The sequence below is a fragment of the Streptomyces sp. NRRL B-24484 genome (genome assembly GCF_000717715.1).
Taxonomy (GTDB): domain Bacteria; phylum Actinomycetota; class Actinomycetes; order Streptomycetales; family Streptomycetaceae; genus Kitasatospora.
On record NZ_JOAI01000011.1, the window covers coordinates 136,671 to 151,521 of the forward strand.

Here is a 14,851-nt window from a genome sequence, read left to right on the forward strand (position 1 = left end):
CCACCCCCAACCCGACCGGCGCAGTCTGCGCCCCGCCCATCGAGGACCACCATGACCCTGTCCGGCACCACCCGCCCCAGCCGCCGCACCCTGCTGGGCGCCGCGGCCGCCGCCGGCCTCGCCGCCACCTCCGCGGCGGCCCTCGCCACCCCCGCCGCAGCCGCCGACACCCCCGCCCGCCGCGCCGACCGGGGCTTCGTCACCGCCCGGCGCGGCGAACTCCGCCTCGGTGGAAAGCCGTTCCGCTTTGCCGGCACCAACTGCTACTACCTGCACCAGCAGTCCCACTACATGATCGACGCGGTGCTGAACGACGCAGCCGCCATGGGCCTCGGCGTCATCCGCGCCTGGGCCTTCGCCGACGGCGCCGGCCACTCGTACCGACCGCTGCAGTCCAAGCCCTACGCCTACGACGACACCGCGCTCGACTCCCTCGACTACGCCGTCCACAAGGCCGGACAGCTCGGCCTGCGCCTCGTCCTGCCGCTGGTCAACAACTGGCCCGACTACGGCGGCATGCAGCAGTACGTCCAGTGGTTCCTCGGCCTGCCCGACGACTCCTACGGGGACGGCACCCACCACGACCGCTTCTACACCGACCCCGGCATCCGGGCCTGCTACCGCGCGTGGGCCGAGCACCTCGTCCGGCACCGCAACCCCCACACCGGGCTGCGCTACTGCGAGGACCCGACGATCATGGCCTTCGAGCTCGCCAACGAGCCGCGCTGCCGCAGCGACAAGAGCGGCCGCACCCTGCTCGCCTGGGCCGCGGAGATGAGCGAGCACGTCAAGAAGCTCGCGCCCCGCCAACTGCTGGCCGTCGGGGACGAGGGCTTCTACGGCGAGGCCGGCCACGCCGACTACCCGTACTCCGACTACGAGGGCGCGGACTGGCGGAAGCTCACCGCACTGCCCGCCGTCGACTACGGCACCGTCCACGTCTACCCGCAGAACTGGGGCGAGACCAGCGGCTCCAAGCCGGGCACCGACGCCACGGCCTGGGGCACCCGCTGGATCGAGGACCACCTCCGGGACGGGCGCGCCATCGGCAAGCCCGTCGTCGTCGAGGAGTTCGGGCTGCAGATCGACGCCGGACGCGACATCCCCGACACCGCCGCCCGCGACCGCGCCTACGCCGCCTGGACCGATGCCGTCCGCAGCGGCGGCGGCGCCGGCGACCAGTTCTGGCTGCTCACCTCCCGCGTCGACGACGGCTCCTTCTACCCCGACTACGACGGCCACCGCGTGATGTGGAACAACGACCCCGCCAACCCGACCGGCACCACCGCTCGGCTGTTCGCCGCACACGCCCGGGCGATGAGCGGTTCCGACTGACCCGTCGCCCCGATCCGTGCCGGTCCGGCACCCGGCGGCGGACGCCGCGTCCCGATCGGAGCCGCCGACCTGACAGGATGGGCGGTGCGTGCCGCGCCCGCGGCCGCCCATCGGGTCGACGGAGAGGGATGCGTCATGGGACACCGGGTGACGATCCGGGACGTCGCCGCCCGCGCCGGGGTGTCGGCGGGGGCGGTCTCGCTCGCGCTCAACGACCGGCCCGGTGTCTCGGCGGAGACCCGCCGCCGGATCGTCGAGGCGGCGCAGGAGCTCGGGTGGTCGCCCAATCTCGCGGCCCGCTCGCTCGCCCGCGGTGCGCAGGTGCACACCATCGGGATGGCGATCGCGCGCGACACGGTCGGCACCGGCCTGGACTCCGTGCACATGGCGCTGATCGGCGGCATCGAGAGCGTGCTGACCGAGCGGTCCTGCTCCCTGCTGCTGCACATCGCCGCCTCCCGGGAGGCGGAGATCGCGCTGTACCGCCAGTGGTGGCAGTCCGGGCGGGTCAACGGCTCGGTCCTGATCGGGGTTTCGGCGGACGATCCGCGGATCGAGGCGGTGCACCACCTGGGCATGCCGGTGGTGGCGGTGGCCCCGCCCGAGTTCAGCGGGCCCTTCCCGGCGGTCTCCGGTGACGATGCCGCTGCGACGGCCGAGGCCGTCCGCTACCTGGCCGCCCTCGGCCACCGCCGGATCGCCCACGTCCGCGGACCCGCGTCGCTGGGCCGCAGCATCCAGCGGGCGCAGGCCTTCGAGGCCACCGCGGCGGAGTTGGACCTGGCGGGTGCGCCCGCCGTCCACACCGACCTGTCCGCGCACGGCGGGGCCCGGGCGACGCGGGCACTGCTCGCTGCCGGCGACCGGCCGACGGCGATCCTCTACGACAACGACATCATGGCGGTGGCCGGTGTCGCGGTGGCCGCCGAGATGGGACTCCGCGTGCCGACGGACGTGTCCCTGGTCGCGTGGGACGACTCCGACCTGTGCCGGATCACCTGGCCCGCGCTCTCCGCGCTCAGCCACGACCCGTTCGCCTTCGGTGCCGAGGTCGCCCGCTGCCTGCTCGAACTGCTGGACAGCGGGCACGCGCCGTCCCGGGTCTTCGGGGCCCCCGTCCTGGTGCCGCGCGGCACCACCGCGCCGCCGCCCCGCCCGGCCTGAGCCGGCCCGAGCCGGGCGGACACCGGCCACCTGGCCCCGGGCCCGGTCAGGCCGGCGGTGCAGCCGTGCTGCCGCGCGGGGTGAGCCGCGGGGCGAGGTCCTCGTACCCGCCGTCCGACTGCCCGGCGATCAGCGCGAGCAGGGTGCGCGCCGCATGCGCGCCGTAGGCGTGGATGTCGCGGGTGAGCGCGGTGAGGGCCGGACGTACCACCTGGACCAGCGGCGAGTCGTCCCAGGCGACGATCGACAGGTCACGGGGGACCTGAAGGCCCATCTCCTGGGCGACCGAGAGCCCGGCGACCGCGGTGATGTCGTTGTCGTACAGCACCGCCGTGGGGCGCGCGGGGGAGAGCAGCAGGCGCCGGGTCGCGCGGGCGCCGTCCTCTCCGGTGTAGTCGGTGTGCACGGTGGGCACGGCCTCCACGCCCAGCCCGGTGCAGACCGCGGCGAAGGCGCGGTCGCGGATCGAGGTGTGCACCAGGCCCGGCAGGCCCGCCACCCGGCCGATCCGGCGGTGGCCGAGGGCAGCCAGGTACTCCACCGTCTCCCGGACGGCGGCGGCGTCGTCGGACCAGACGGGGGTCAGCGAGCCGGAGCCGGAGGGGTGGCCGATCACCACCGTCGGCAGGCCCATCTGCTCCAGGGCGGGGATCCGGTCGTCGTCCTCGCGCAGGTCGACCAGGATCGCGCCGTCGATGTGCCGTTCGCCCCACCAGCGGCGGTAGGCCTCGAGGCCGCGCTCGTGGTCCGACACGACCTGGAGCGCCAGCGAATAGGACGCGTCAGACAGCACGTTCTCGATCCCGCCGATGAGCTCCATGAAGAAGGGCTCGGTGCCGAGCATGCGCGCCGGCCTGCACAGCGCCAGGCCCACCGCGGCGGCCTTCGCCCCGCTGAGCGCCCGGGCGGCGCTGTTGCGGACGAAGCCGATCTCCTCGGCGACGGCGACGATCCGCTGCCGGGTCGCCTCGGAGACGCCGGGCTGCCCGTTCAGCGCGTTGGAGACCGACACCTTGGACACCCCGACGATCCGGGCGATGTCGCTGATGGTGGGTCGCCGTGCCGGAGGACTCTGCTGCTGGGACACCTGATCCACGAGACCCTTCTGAACCGATGAAGCCGCTGTACCCCCCTCAAGCTACTACGGCGGGCACCGGCGGTGTCTGCCGCCCCGGGCCGAATGCTCGGCCAAGTTCGGAAACCGGTTAACCTACTGTTGACACAGCTGTGATGCGGACCATACGGTGGCTGTCAGTTAAGCGGTTAATTGCAGCACGGTGCGACCGCGGGCGGCTACCTCTCGCCCGGGCCCCTCCGCACCGTCCCGCCCCGCCCCTGCGCCGTCGCACCCACTCCGTGCCGTCGAACGGCCGTGCCGTGCCGAACCGAGCCGTTCCGGCACCTCGCGGCCGGCCGCGGCACGCCCGGCGCAGCCCCTGACGCGGTGCGGACGGACGCCCCAACACCCCGTCCGCACCGCCGCCCCGTCCGCACCCCGGCGTCCTCGCGCCCTGCGGTGCGGCCCGCACCGCCCCGGCAGCTCCCGCGTCCTCCGAGCGCGACGCGCCGCCGGGTCCACGCCCCATCACCCATCCCACCCCGGGACGAAAGGGAAGCGCGTGCACCATCACCCCCACCCCGGCGCCGGCCGCCTGCGGCGCCTGGCGCTGCTGCTCGCCGGCGTCCTCGCCCTGGCCGGCCTCGCCGGCCTCAGGGCGACCGCCTCCGCTGCCGACGGCAGCACCGGCGCGGCCGAGGCCTTCGCCACCCGCTGCGGCATCCACTTCTGCCTGAACGGCAAGGAGTACTACTTCGCCGGCACCAACACCTACGACATGTTCGCCTACGGCGCCGCGTCCGGGGACACCGAGAGCCAGTTCATGGACAAGGCCCGGATCGACGCCCACTTCGCGAACCTGCAGGCCGACAAGGTGGACGTCGTCCGGCTGTGGATGTTCAACCACGAGAGCTGGCACGGCTTCGAGACGAGCAAGGGCGTCTACGACGAGCAGCAGTTCGCGCTCTTCGACTACATCCTCGTCTCCGCCAAGGCGCACAACCTCAGGCTGGTCCCGGTGTTCGAGAACTACTGGGAGGCGTACGGCGGCATCGACACCAGGCTCCGCTGGGAGGGCCTGTCCGGCGGCCAGCCCGGCCGTGCGGCCTTCTTCGACCGGAGCCGCTGCCCCGGCTGCTTCACCTCGTACAAGAACTACGTCGGTTACGCCCTGAACCGCACCAACCACTACAGCGGCGTGAAGTACAAGGACGATCCCACGATCTTCGCGTGGGACCTGATGAACGAACCCCGCTACGAGGGGCAGAGCGCCGCCGAGAGCGTCCTCGGCACCACGCTGCGCGCCTGGGTCGACGAGATGGGCGCCTTCGTGAAGGGGATCGACACCAACCACATGGTCGGCGTCGGCCTCGAGGGACACGGCACCTCGTACGGCTTCGGCGGAGACGAGGGCAACCCGTTCGTGCAGGTGCAGCAGTCGCCGTACATCGACTACACCTCGGCGCACCCGTACCCGACGGAGTCCTGGGCGAATCTGACGATCGACCAGACCAAGGCGCTGATCCGGTCGTGGATCTCCGACTCTCACAACCTGGTCGGAAAGCCCTTCTTCATGGGTGAGTTCAACGTGCACAACGTCGACCGTTCCACCTGGTGGAGTGCGATCTACGCGGACTTCGAGGCGGCCGGCGGTGACGGCAGCGCCTTCTGGTGGTACGAGGACCACAACGTCGACGGGAAGTTCGGCGTCATGGCCGGGGCGGCCGAGCTCGCGGTCTTCCGTGCCCACTCCGATCGGATGGCCGCCAAGAGCGGGCTGGCCGTGCCGTCCGCAACGCCCTCCTCCTCCTCGTCGCCGTCGCCGTCGCCGTCGCCGTCCGCGTCGGCCTCGGTCCCGCCCTCCGGTTCCGCGAGTCCCAGTGCCACCGGCTCTCCGGCGGTCGGCCCGTGCTCGGTCCACTACGGCCTCTCGGACTGGGGCACCAGCTTCAACGGCGACGTGACGGTGAAGAACACCGGCACGACTGCCGTCGACGGCTGGCAGCTGGCCTTCGCCTTCCCCGGCGACCAGCGGATCACCCAGATGTGGAACGCCGGCTGGACGCAGAGCGGCAAGCAGGTCGTCGCCACCAACCCCTCCGGCTACAACACGATCGTCGCACCGGGCGCGAGCGTCAACTTCGGCTTCAGCGCCTCCTCCGTCCCGGGCACCAACGGCGCACCGGCGGACTTCCGCCTCAACGGCCAGGCCTGCATCACCTTCTGACTCCGCGTGCTCCGGCCAGCCGCCGTCCGCCGCGTGCGGCGGCTGCGGGCCGGGGCCCCACCACCCGTGCACACAGGAGAGAGAGGACACCCCCATGAGGCGCACCGCATCGCTGCTCGGCAGTGCCGTCGGCACCCTCGCCGCGCTCACCCTCGCGCTCGCCCCGACCGCCGCCGCCGAGACGGCGCCGAACGGGTACCCGTACTGCGCCAACGGGAGCGCGAGCGACCCGGACGGGGACGGCTGGGGCTGGGAGAACAACCGGTCCTGCGTGGTCCGCACCGGTTCCGGTTCCGGTTCCGGCTCCGGCAGTTCGGCCTGCCCGTCCGGGGCGACCTGCGGCTCGTACACCGTCGGCGGCCTCGGCAGCCGCAAGCAGCAGGTCCGGAACGCGGGCGGCAGCAGCCTCGACCTCGCGGTGGCCATGCTGGAGACCGAACGGATGGACACCGCCTACCCCTACGGCGACAACAAGAGCGGTGACGCCGCCAACTTCGGCATCTTCAAGCAGAACTGGCTGATGCTGCGGTCCGCCTGTGCCCAGTTCGGCGGGCAGGGTGCCGGGCAGTACGACAACGGCGCCGCGCTCAACAGCAGCCTCGGCCAGGACGTCTCCTGCCTGCACCAGAGTCAGAGCCACTACGGCCTGGACGCCTGGTTCGCGGGCCACCGCAACGGCGCCTCCGGCCTGTCCAGCCCGAACACGGCCGACATCGCCGCGTACAAGGCCGCCGTGTACTGGATCAAGGCACAGCTCGACGCGGACTCCGCCAACCTCGGCAACGACACCCGCTTCTGGGTCCAGGTCCCCGCGATCTGATCCGTCCCCCGCACGGGACGGCGCCGCGTCCGGTCCGCCGGCCGCTGCGCGGCGCCGTCCCCTCCGTGCTCCGAACGACCCCGTGCAGAGGAACCACCCGACATGCGAAGACGATGGACAGCCGTCTGGGCCGCGACCGCCGCGGTGCTGACGGCCTGTGGCGGCCAGGGCGCCGTCGGCCCGACCTCTCCGATCGCGCCGTCCGACCCGGCCGCGGTCTCCGGCGAGATCACCGTGCTGACCAACCGGACCGACCGGATCAAGGACGGCACCTTCAAGCGGTACGCCGATGCCTTCCGCAAGGAGTACCCCGGCGTCACCGTGAGGTTCGAGGGGCTCACCGATTACGAAGGTGAGGCGACCCTCCGGATGAAGGCGGGGACGTACGGCGATGTGCTGCTGATCCCGAACAGCCTGTCGGTGGGCCAGTTCCCGGCCTACTTCGCACCGCTCGGCTCCGCGACCGACCTCGCCCAGAGCTTCGACTTCACCGAGTACGCCGATGTCGGCGGCAGGGTCTACGGCGTCGCCGGCATTGGCATGGCCACCGGGCTCGTCTACAACAAGGCGGTCTGGGAGCAGGCCGGGATCACCGAGTGGCCGCGGAGCGCCGCGGACTTCCTCGCCGATCTCAAGGCGATCAAGGACCGCACCGGGGCCGTCCCGTACTACACCAACTACAAGGACGGCTGGCCGCTGCGCCAGTGGACGGACCTGATCGGCGCCCCGAGCTGCAGCAACACCGCCAAGGACCAGCTGGCCGACACCGCCCGGCCGTGGAGTGCGGGCCAGGACCTGAACGCGATCGACGGACTGCTCTACGACGTGGTGCACCAGAAGCTCTCCGAGGGCGACCCCACCGCCACCGACTGGGAGACCTCCAAGGCGCTCATGGGCGGCGGGCGGATCGGTGCGATGCTCCTGGGGTCATGGGCCGTGCCGCAGATGCAGGCGGCCGCCGGGGCCGCCGGGCACGATCCCGCCGAGATCGGCTTCATGCCCTTCCCGGTGCAGAAGAACAGCCACCACTGCGCGGTCGTCGAGCCCGACTACAAGTTCGCCGTCAACAAGCACTCCCGGCACCAGGACGCGGCGCGGGCCTGGATCGACTGGTTCCTCACCCGCTCGGGCAGCGCGCAGGACGAACAGGTGATCTCCACGGTCAAGGGCACGCCGCTGCCGGCCGCCCTGGAGCCCTTCGACGAGCGCGGTGTGCGGATCGTCGCGCAGACCCAGGACCGGACGGCCGACGTCAGCAGGATCGACAGGGCCGCCGGCATCGGCCTCGACACCCCCGACTACCGCCGCAGGCTGATCGACATCGCACGCGGTGCCGTACCCGGCGACCGCGACGGCTGCTTCGCCGAGCTCAACGCGAAGTGGGCCGCGGCGCAGCGCGTGCCGGCCGGGTGAGCGGTCGGCGGACGATTGCACCAAACCGGTAAAGTTAACATGGTGAATGATCGCGCAATCCTGTGAGGCGGGCCGGGGTCGGCTTGGCAATATGCCAGCTCATGATGGATATCATCGCCGCAATGAACAAACTGAACCGGTTTATAGACAGAACCGAACGGCCGGGCTACGGTTGCTCGCACCACAGCCGCCGCACCGCACCCGCGGCAGTCACCCCCCTGCCCGGCCAAGCGAACAGGAGCCGCACATGAAGGACGTCACCCAGCTCGACCGGGGCTGGAGCCTGCACCACGACGACGGACTCCTCCCCGCCCAGGTCCCGGGCTGCGTCCACACCGACCTGCTGAACGCAGGGCTGCTCGCCGACCCGTACCTCCACACCAACGAGAAGGACGCCGCCTGGATCGGCCGCCGCGACTGGACGTACTCCACCCGGCTCGACCACGGCAGCAGCCACGAGCGCACCGACCTGGTCTTCGAGGGGCTGGACACCGCCGCCCGGATCACCCTGGCCGGCACCGAACTCGGCCGTACCCGCAACATGCACCGCACGTACCGGTTCGACACCACCGGCCTCACCGGCGACCTCGCCGTCCGGTTCACCAGCCCCTACCAGGAGGCGGAAGAGGTCCGCGCCGCCACCGGCGCCCGCCCCAACGTCTATCCGGAGCCGTTCCAGTACATCCGCAAGATGGCCAGCAGCTTCGGCTGGGACTGGGGCCCCACCCTGCCGACCTCCGGCATCTGGCGGCCCGCCCGGCTCGAACACTGGTCCACCGCCCGCCTGGCCGAGGTGCGCCCACTGGTCACCGTGCACGGCAGCACCGGCCGGGTCGAGCTCCACCTCGCCGTCGAGCGCACCGCCACCGGCGCCGGACGCCCGCTCACCGTCCGCGCCACCGCCGCCGGACGCACCACGGAGACCGTCCTCGACGGCGACACCGGCATCCTCGTCCTCGACGTCCCCGACGCCGCGCTGTGGTGGCCCCGCGGCCGCGGCGACCAACCCCTGTACGACCTGGACGTCACCCTCGCCGACGGCAGCGGGACACTGGACACCTGGCAGCGGCGGATCGGCTTCCGCACCGTCGAACTCGACCGCAGCACCGACGAACACGGCACCGGCTTCACCCTCGTCGTCAACGGCGCACGCCTCTTCGTCCGCGGCGCCAACTGGATCCCCGACGACACCCTCGTCACCCGCGTCACCCCCGAGCGCTACCGCACCCGCCTCACCCAGGCCGCCGAGGCCAACGTCGACCTCGTCCGGGTCTGGGGCGGCGGCATCTACGAGGACGAGGCCTTCTACGACATCTGCGACGAACTCGGTCTGATGGTCTGGCAGGACTTCCTCTTCGCCTGCGCCGCCTACCCCGAGGAGCAGCCGCTGCGCGGCGAGATCGAGGCCGAGGCCCGGGACAACGTCACCCGACTGGCGCCCCACCCCTCGCTCGTCCTGTGGAACGGCAACAACGAGAACCTCTGGGGCTTCCGCGACTGGGGCTGGGAGCCCGAACTCGCCGGCGACTCCTGGGGCGAGGGCTACTACCTCGGCCTGCTGCCCCGCATCGTCGCCGAGCTCGACCCCACCCGCCCCTACAGCGCCGGCAGCCCCTGGTCCGGCTCCTGGGACCACCACCCCAACGACCCCGACCACGGCACCCACCACTCCTGGGAGGTGTGGAACCGCCGTGACTACAGCGAGTACCGCGGCAGCGTCCCCCGGTTCGTCGCCGAGTTCGGCTGGCAGGCACCCCCCGCCCTCGCCACGCTCCGGCGCGCCCTGCCCGGTGAGGAACTCGCGCCCGACTCGCCCGGCATGCTGCACCACCAGAAGGCCGAGGACGGCAACGACAAGCTCGACCGCGGCATCGCACGGCACTTCGACCCGCCGGCCGACTTCGACCGCTGGCACTACCTCGCCCAGCTCGTCCAGGCCCGTGCGATCGCCACCGGCATCGAGCACTGGCGCTCCCACTGGCCGCGCTGCGCGGGCACCGTCGTCTGGCAGCTCAACGACTGCTGGCCGGTCTCCTCCTGGGCCGCCGTCGACGGCGACGGCCGGCGCAAGCCGCTCTGGTACGAGCTGCGCCGCCTCTACGCCGACCGCCTGCTCACCGTGCAGCCCGCCGCGGACGGTGCCCTCGAGATCGTGCTCGTCAACCAGGCCGCCGAACCGTGGACGCCCGCGCTGCGCCTGCGCCGCCTCACCGCCGACGGCACCCTCACCGCCGACACGGCGGCCGAGGCCACCGTCGCACCCGGTTCGATCACCCGGCTCACCGTGCCGCCCGCCCTCGCCCCGTCCGAGGGCTCGGCGAAGGAGTACCTGGCCGTCGATGCCGACGGGCTGCGGGCCGTGCACTTCGCCGTCACCGACCGGCTGTTCGGCTACCTGCGGCCGGACTTCGACGTCGCGGTGCGCTCCGTCGAGGGCGGCGGCGACACGGCGGAAGTGGTGGTCACCGCCCGCACACTCGTCCGCGACCTGCTGCTCCAGGCGGACCGGCTCGACCCGGCGGCCGAGGCCGACCGCGGGCTGCTGACCCTGCTGCCGGGGGAGCAGGCCGTCGTCCGAGTCACCGGCTGCCCGGGGTTGACGGCCGGGGCCGCCCGCAGGGCGCTCTTCTGCGTCGAACCCGCCTGACCGCTCCGCCCGTTCGTGCTGTGGCCGGGCCACGCGTCCGTGCGCCCGGGTCCGGCCGCGGGGCCCGGTGCCGCGGCCCGGCACTCGCGCGTATCGTGCTGGTCGCGGGGGCGCGGGCGCCTCCCGTCCGTCGCAGGGGAGGAGACCGGCCGATGAGCGCCGAACGGATCTGGACCGTCGAGGAGTCGCTGGAGTTCCCCGCCGTCCCACCGGACGCGGTGTACGCGCTGCTCGCCGACGTGCGCCGGATGAGGGAGTTCAGCCCCGAGGTGGTGGGCGTCTGGCAGCGGGGCCGGCGCTTCGTCGGCTTCAACCGGCGGGCCGCCTGGGTCTGGTTCACCACCTGCCGGATCGTCGTCGCCGACCCCGACCGCGAATTCGCCTTCGACGTCACCACCTTCGGCCTGCCGGTGGCCCGCTGGGGCTACCGGCTCGAACCGCAGGGCGACGGCACGCTGGTCACCGAGTACTGGATCGACCACCGCCGCGGAGGGGCGGGCGCCGCCACGGCCGAGACGCTCGGCCTGATCTTCAGCGGCACCCCCGCCGCGCAGCGCGCCGAACGCAACCGGGCCGGCATGCGCACCACGCTGCACCGCCTGCGGGACGCCTGCCTGCCACCGGCCTGACGGACCGTCCGCTGCCGGGCGGTGGCGGCCCGGCTCCGGGCCGGTCTCAGGCCGGTCTCAGACCGGGGTCGGGCCTGCCGCGGCCCGGTCCGGGCGGCGGCGCTGCGCGGCGACCGAGGTGTGCAGCGGGCCGTCCGGCGCGGCCGGCGCCGCGGGGCCGTCGGGGTCGCCGCCGAACTCCGCCACCGCCTCGGCGACGATGCCGCTCAGCTGCTCGTGGTGGGCGCCGCGCCAGTACACCTGCTCGCAGGCCGTGCACTGGGCGAAGACGTCGAACGAGCGCTCGGTGCCGTCCTCCAGGTGCTCGCGGACGGAGGTCTTGGCGACCTCGCGCAGCGTCCCGTTGCAGGCGGTGCAGCGCGTCCAGGGGGCCAGCGGGGGAGCGAACCGGGAGAGCACGTCCCGCAGTTGGTCGGCCGGGCGGTGGCTGTACACGTAGGCGCCGGCCCAGAGCTCCCGGCGGTGCAGCAGCCCGCGGTCCCGGGAGAGCAGCACGCGCTGCTCGTCGGCGGACCGGGCCGCCAGCGCCGGATCGCCGATGTCGGTGCTCTCGTAGGCGGCGTCCACCCCGAGCAGCCGCAGCCGCCGGGCCAGGGTGCCCAGGTGGACGTCGAGCAGGAAGCGCGGCGGCCCGGGCAGCCGCTGCGGCCGGGCGACGGCGAGGACGGAGACCTGCTCACCCGGCGCGGGCACGTGGGAGGCGTCCGCGGCCGCCCCGTCCACGACCAGGCCGCCCACCTCGGTGAGCGGCACGCCGAGCGACTCCACGACGTGCCCGAGGGTCGAACTGCCGTCGGTGGTCACCGCCGACCGGCCCGCCCGCCTGCGCACGTTCACGAAGACGTGCAGCTCGGGGACGAACTCGATCCGGATCTCCGCTCTCTCCACACGCCCAGGATGCCAGGACGGCGGTGCGCCGGTCGCCCCATTTCCGGACCGGCGCGCCCACGGGCGTCAGCGGGCCCGCCGGGCCCGTTCGAAGTGGTCGACCCGGGCGGCCGTCCGCTCCGCCGGCCGGGGCAGGTCGCGGCTCGGCGACCTTCGTACCGGCCCCGACGTGGCCGAGGAGCTCCTCGACGAGCGCGGCGAACCCCGTCCTGGCCGCCCCGACGGGGCTCCGGGCCGGGCCCGTCCGTCGTCCCTGGTCCGTGCGGTGGCCTGCATCCGGATCGCGCAGTTCCCCGGGCCCCACGAGGCACCCCGAGGTCGGCGAACGGTGCTGCCGGGGGGTGCGCGTGACGGGCCGTCCGTCGCGCGGCCGGGTGGTCAGCCGTGGTCCTGCCCGTGGTGGACGGTGAGTTCGCCGAGCGGGGCCAGGGCCGCCGCCGGGTCGCCCGGTCGGTCGCGGAGGACGGTGTCCAGGAAGGCCAGGCACGCGGCCGCCGTCAGCCGGGGGCCGTCGGTGCGGTCGAGGGTGCCGACCAGTGAAGGGAACGGCGGCAGGTAGAGCGGGGCGTCGGTGAAGGTGAGGTGCGCCGTACCCGGCACGGTGAGCCGGTAGGAGTCGGCCGTGTCGAGATCGAGGACCTTCTGCAGGGCGGGCAGGTAGTCCGGGTCGGTCTGCGGCCCGATCTCCTGGGTGAGGGCGAGGACCGGGCGGTGGAGGGGCTGCGGGGCGGGGTCGTGCGGGTTGCCGTCCAGGTCGATCGCGGCGGCGAAGCCCGCGTCCCGGCGGGCGGCCAGCAGTGCGGCGGCCCCGCCGAGCGAGTGGCCGGCCGCCGCGACCCGTGCGGTGTCGAGTCGGCCGGCCAGCGGGTCGGCGTCCTGCCCGCGTCCGATCCGCTGCAGCCGGCCGAGGACGAAGCCGAGATCGGCGGCACGGACCTCCTTCCAGCCGACCGCCCGCCGCTCGTCCTCGGCCCGGTCGCCGGTGGACGCCACCCGGGTGGGGACCGTCCGGCCGTCGGCCAGCACCACCGCGGCCGAGTCGTAGGGGTGGTCGAGGCCGGCCACCACGTAGCCGTGGCTAGCCAGTTCCTCCGCCAAGGCGGTGTTCTGGCCGCGCACCCCGCCCAGGCCGGGCGAGAACAGCACCACCGGGAACCGCCCGCCGTCGACCGCCACCGCGGCGTCCGGAACGGACCGGGTCCGGGCGCGGGCCGGGCCGTCCAGCAGGAGGCCGGGCAGCCCGGCGTACCCGGCCAGGGCGTCGGCGACCGTCCGGGACTCCTGCTCCGTCCGCCCCAGGTAGTGCGCCCGGGCCGCCCCGGGTCCGGGCGCGGCCGGGTACCAGAGCTGGACGACGACGGTGCGGCGGTCGTCCGGGTCGGCGGTGGCCGGCTCCGGGCGCTGCCCGTCCGTCCACTCCACGACCCGGGTGCCCACCGGGTACGGGCCGGTCGGCCGGGGGAAGTCCGGCACCGGGAACGCCCAGGTCGCCGCCGGGCCCGCCGCGACCAGCAGGAGGCAGGCCGCCGAGGCCGGCACCGCCAGCCACCGTCGGGCCCGGCGCGGTGCGCGGCCCGACCGCCGCGGCAGCAGCGGGGCGACCGCGAACGGCCCGACCAGGAGGGCCGCGGCGAGGACCGGCGCCAGCTGCCAGCGCAGCCCGCCGGTCAGCGCCGCTGTTGCTCCGCCGGCCAGGACGGCGACCCCGCCGGCCGCCGCCGTCACCCGCCGGGCACCCGGCGGCAGCCACCGCACCAGCACCAGCGCCACCGCCCCCAGCACCGCCAGGAGCTCAGGACCGGTCATCCGAAACCACGTCATGTCCTCGATCACCCGGCCATGCTGGCCGGGCGCGGCCCGCCGCCGCATCGCTCCGAGGTCGCTCCCGCGTACATCCGGAGACCAATCCCGGAGCCGCCCGACCTCCACCTTGCGGCGTACACGGGTCGTCCCCTCGCGGCTGTCCCGCCGGCGGACCGGCCGCCCCCGTCAGTCGGCGGTGGCCTTCCGGGTGCGGTGCCGGGAGATCCGGCCGGCCGTCACGGGGACGACGATCCACAGGACCCAGGCGTACTGCGTCGCGAAGAACAGCGGGACGGACAGGCCGAAGCCCAGCAGCAGCCCGTACAGCACCGGGTCCCCGGCCTCGATCATCTCGGGCGGGACGTCCGGGTCGCGCAGCTGCTGTGCGGTCATCCGGCGCTCCATCGCGATCACCGAGGCGTGCGCCAGGAACTGCAGCAGGGCGTAGAAGCCGAACCGCAGGCCGACGGTGTCGGTGTCGTCCCCCTCGGTGGTGAGCAGTTTGGTGGCGAAGGGGTTGAGCACGATCGTGAGCAGCCAGCAGGCGTTGACGGTGCGCAGCCGTTCGTCGGTGCGCTCGGTGTACCGGAAGGCCCGGTTGTGCTGGCCCCAGGCGGCGGCGATCGCGACGAAGCTGATGAGGAAGGCCGTGTAGTGGTCGAGGTCCTCGCGGACGGCCGACCGGAAGGCGGCGACCGTCGCGCCCTCCGGCACCGGAAGTTCGAGCGCGAGCAGGGTGATGGCGATCGCCACCACCGCGTCCGAGAAGAAGACGAGCCGGTCCGCGGCGCGCGCCTCGAATTTCCGCAGTTTCCTGGCCTGCACGGCGTCCTCCCTGGTCGGTCCGGCCCATCCTCGCCGCGGGCGG

General features: G+C 73.6%; 11 protein-coding genes. 7 read left to right on the forward strand and 4 right to left on the reverse strand.

What is annotated here, in order from left to right:
* Positions 1–51 precede the first annotated feature (51 nt).
* Positions 52–1,335 carry a glycoside hydrolase 5 family protein gene (locus IE98_RS0112730; RefSeq protein WP_030268290.1) on the forward strand — a complete coding sequence of 428 codons (1,284 nt, stop codon included), beginning with the start codon at positions 52–54 and terminating at the stop codon, positions 1,333–1,335.
* 135 nt (positions 1,336–1,470) lie between these two features.
* Positions 1,471–2,499: a LacI family DNA-binding transcriptional regulator gene (locus tag IE98_RS0112735; RefSeq protein ID WP_030268291.1), complete on the forward strand. Its 1,029-nt coding sequence runs from the start codon at positions 1,471–1,473 to the stop codon at positions 2,497–2,499.
* 46 nt (positions 2,500–2,545) lie between these two features.
* Here IE98_RS0112735 and IE98_RS0112740 read toward each other — a convergent pair whose 3' ends face one another.
* Positions 2,546–3,595, reverse strand: coding sequence for a LacI family DNA-binding transcriptional regulator (locus IE98_RS0112740; protein WP_234443523.1), 1,050 nt, complete (start codon positions 3,593–3,595; stop codon positions 2,546–2,548).
* A 523-nt stretch (positions 3,596–4,118) separates the two neighbouring features.
* Here IE98_RS0112740 and IE98_RS50755 point away from each other — a divergent pair.
* From IE98_RS50755 to IE98_RS0112765, 5 genes are all read left to right on the forward strand, one after another.
* Positions 4,119–5,783, forward strand: a complete 1,665-nt coding sequence (locus IE98_RS50755; protein ID WP_052390458.1) for a cellulose binding domain-containing protein — start codon at positions 4,119–4,121, stop codon at positions 5,781–5,783.
* A gap of 94 nt (positions 5,784–5,877) precedes the next feature.
* Positions 5,878–6,603, forward strand: a complete 726-nt coding sequence (locus tag IE98_RS50760; protein ID WP_030268297.1) for a carbohydrate-binding domain-containing protein — start codon at positions 5,878–5,880, stop codon at positions 6,601–6,603.
* 102 nt (positions 6,604–6,705) lie between these two features.
* On the forward strand, positions 6,706–8,016 hold the full coding sequence (locus IE98_RS0112755; protein WP_030268298.1) for an ABC transporter substrate-binding protein: 1,311 nt from the start codon (positions 6,706–6,708) through the stop codon (positions 8,014–8,016).
* Positions 8,017–8,263: 247 nt separating this feature from the next.
* Positions 8,264–10,663, forward strand: a complete 2,400-nt coding sequence (locus IE98_RS0112760; protein ID WP_030268300.1) for a glycoside hydrolase family 2 protein — start codon at positions 8,264–8,266, stop codon at positions 10,661–10,663.
* Between the two features lie 152 nt (positions 10,664–10,815).
* Positions 10,816–11,292: an SRPBCC family protein gene (locus IE98_RS0112765; protein ID WP_030268302.1), complete on the forward strand. Its 477-nt coding sequence runs from the start codon at positions 10,816–10,818 to the stop codon at positions 11,290–11,292.
* A 57-nt stretch (positions 11,293–11,349) separates the two neighbouring features.
* Here IE98_RS0112765 and IE98_RS0112770 read toward each other — a convergent pair whose 3' ends face one another.
* The 3 genes from IE98_RS0112770 to IE98_RS0112780 form a co-directional block, all read right to left on the reverse strand.
* The gene (locus tag IE98_RS0112770; protein WP_078660970.1) at positions 11,350–12,180 is read right to left on the reverse strand and encodes a Mut7-C RNAse domain-containing protein; all 831 of its coding nucleotides are present in this window, start codon (positions 12,178–12,180) and stop codon (positions 11,350–11,352) included.
* A gap of 378 nt (positions 12,181–12,558) precedes the next feature.
* On the reverse strand, positions 12,559–13,986 hold the full coding sequence (locus IE98_RS0112775) for an alpha/beta hydrolase family protein (RefSeq protein WP_234443524.1): 1,428 nt from the start codon (positions 13,984–13,986) through the stop codon (positions 12,559–12,561).
* Between the two features lie 183 nt (positions 13,987–14,169).
* Positions 14,170–14,808 (reverse strand): TMEM175 family protein, encoded by a 639-nt coding sequence (locus IE98_RS0112780; RefSeq protein WP_052390459.1) that lies wholly within the window; start codon positions 14,806–14,808, stop codon positions 14,170–14,172.
* Positions 14,809–14,851 lie beyond the last annotated feature (43 nt).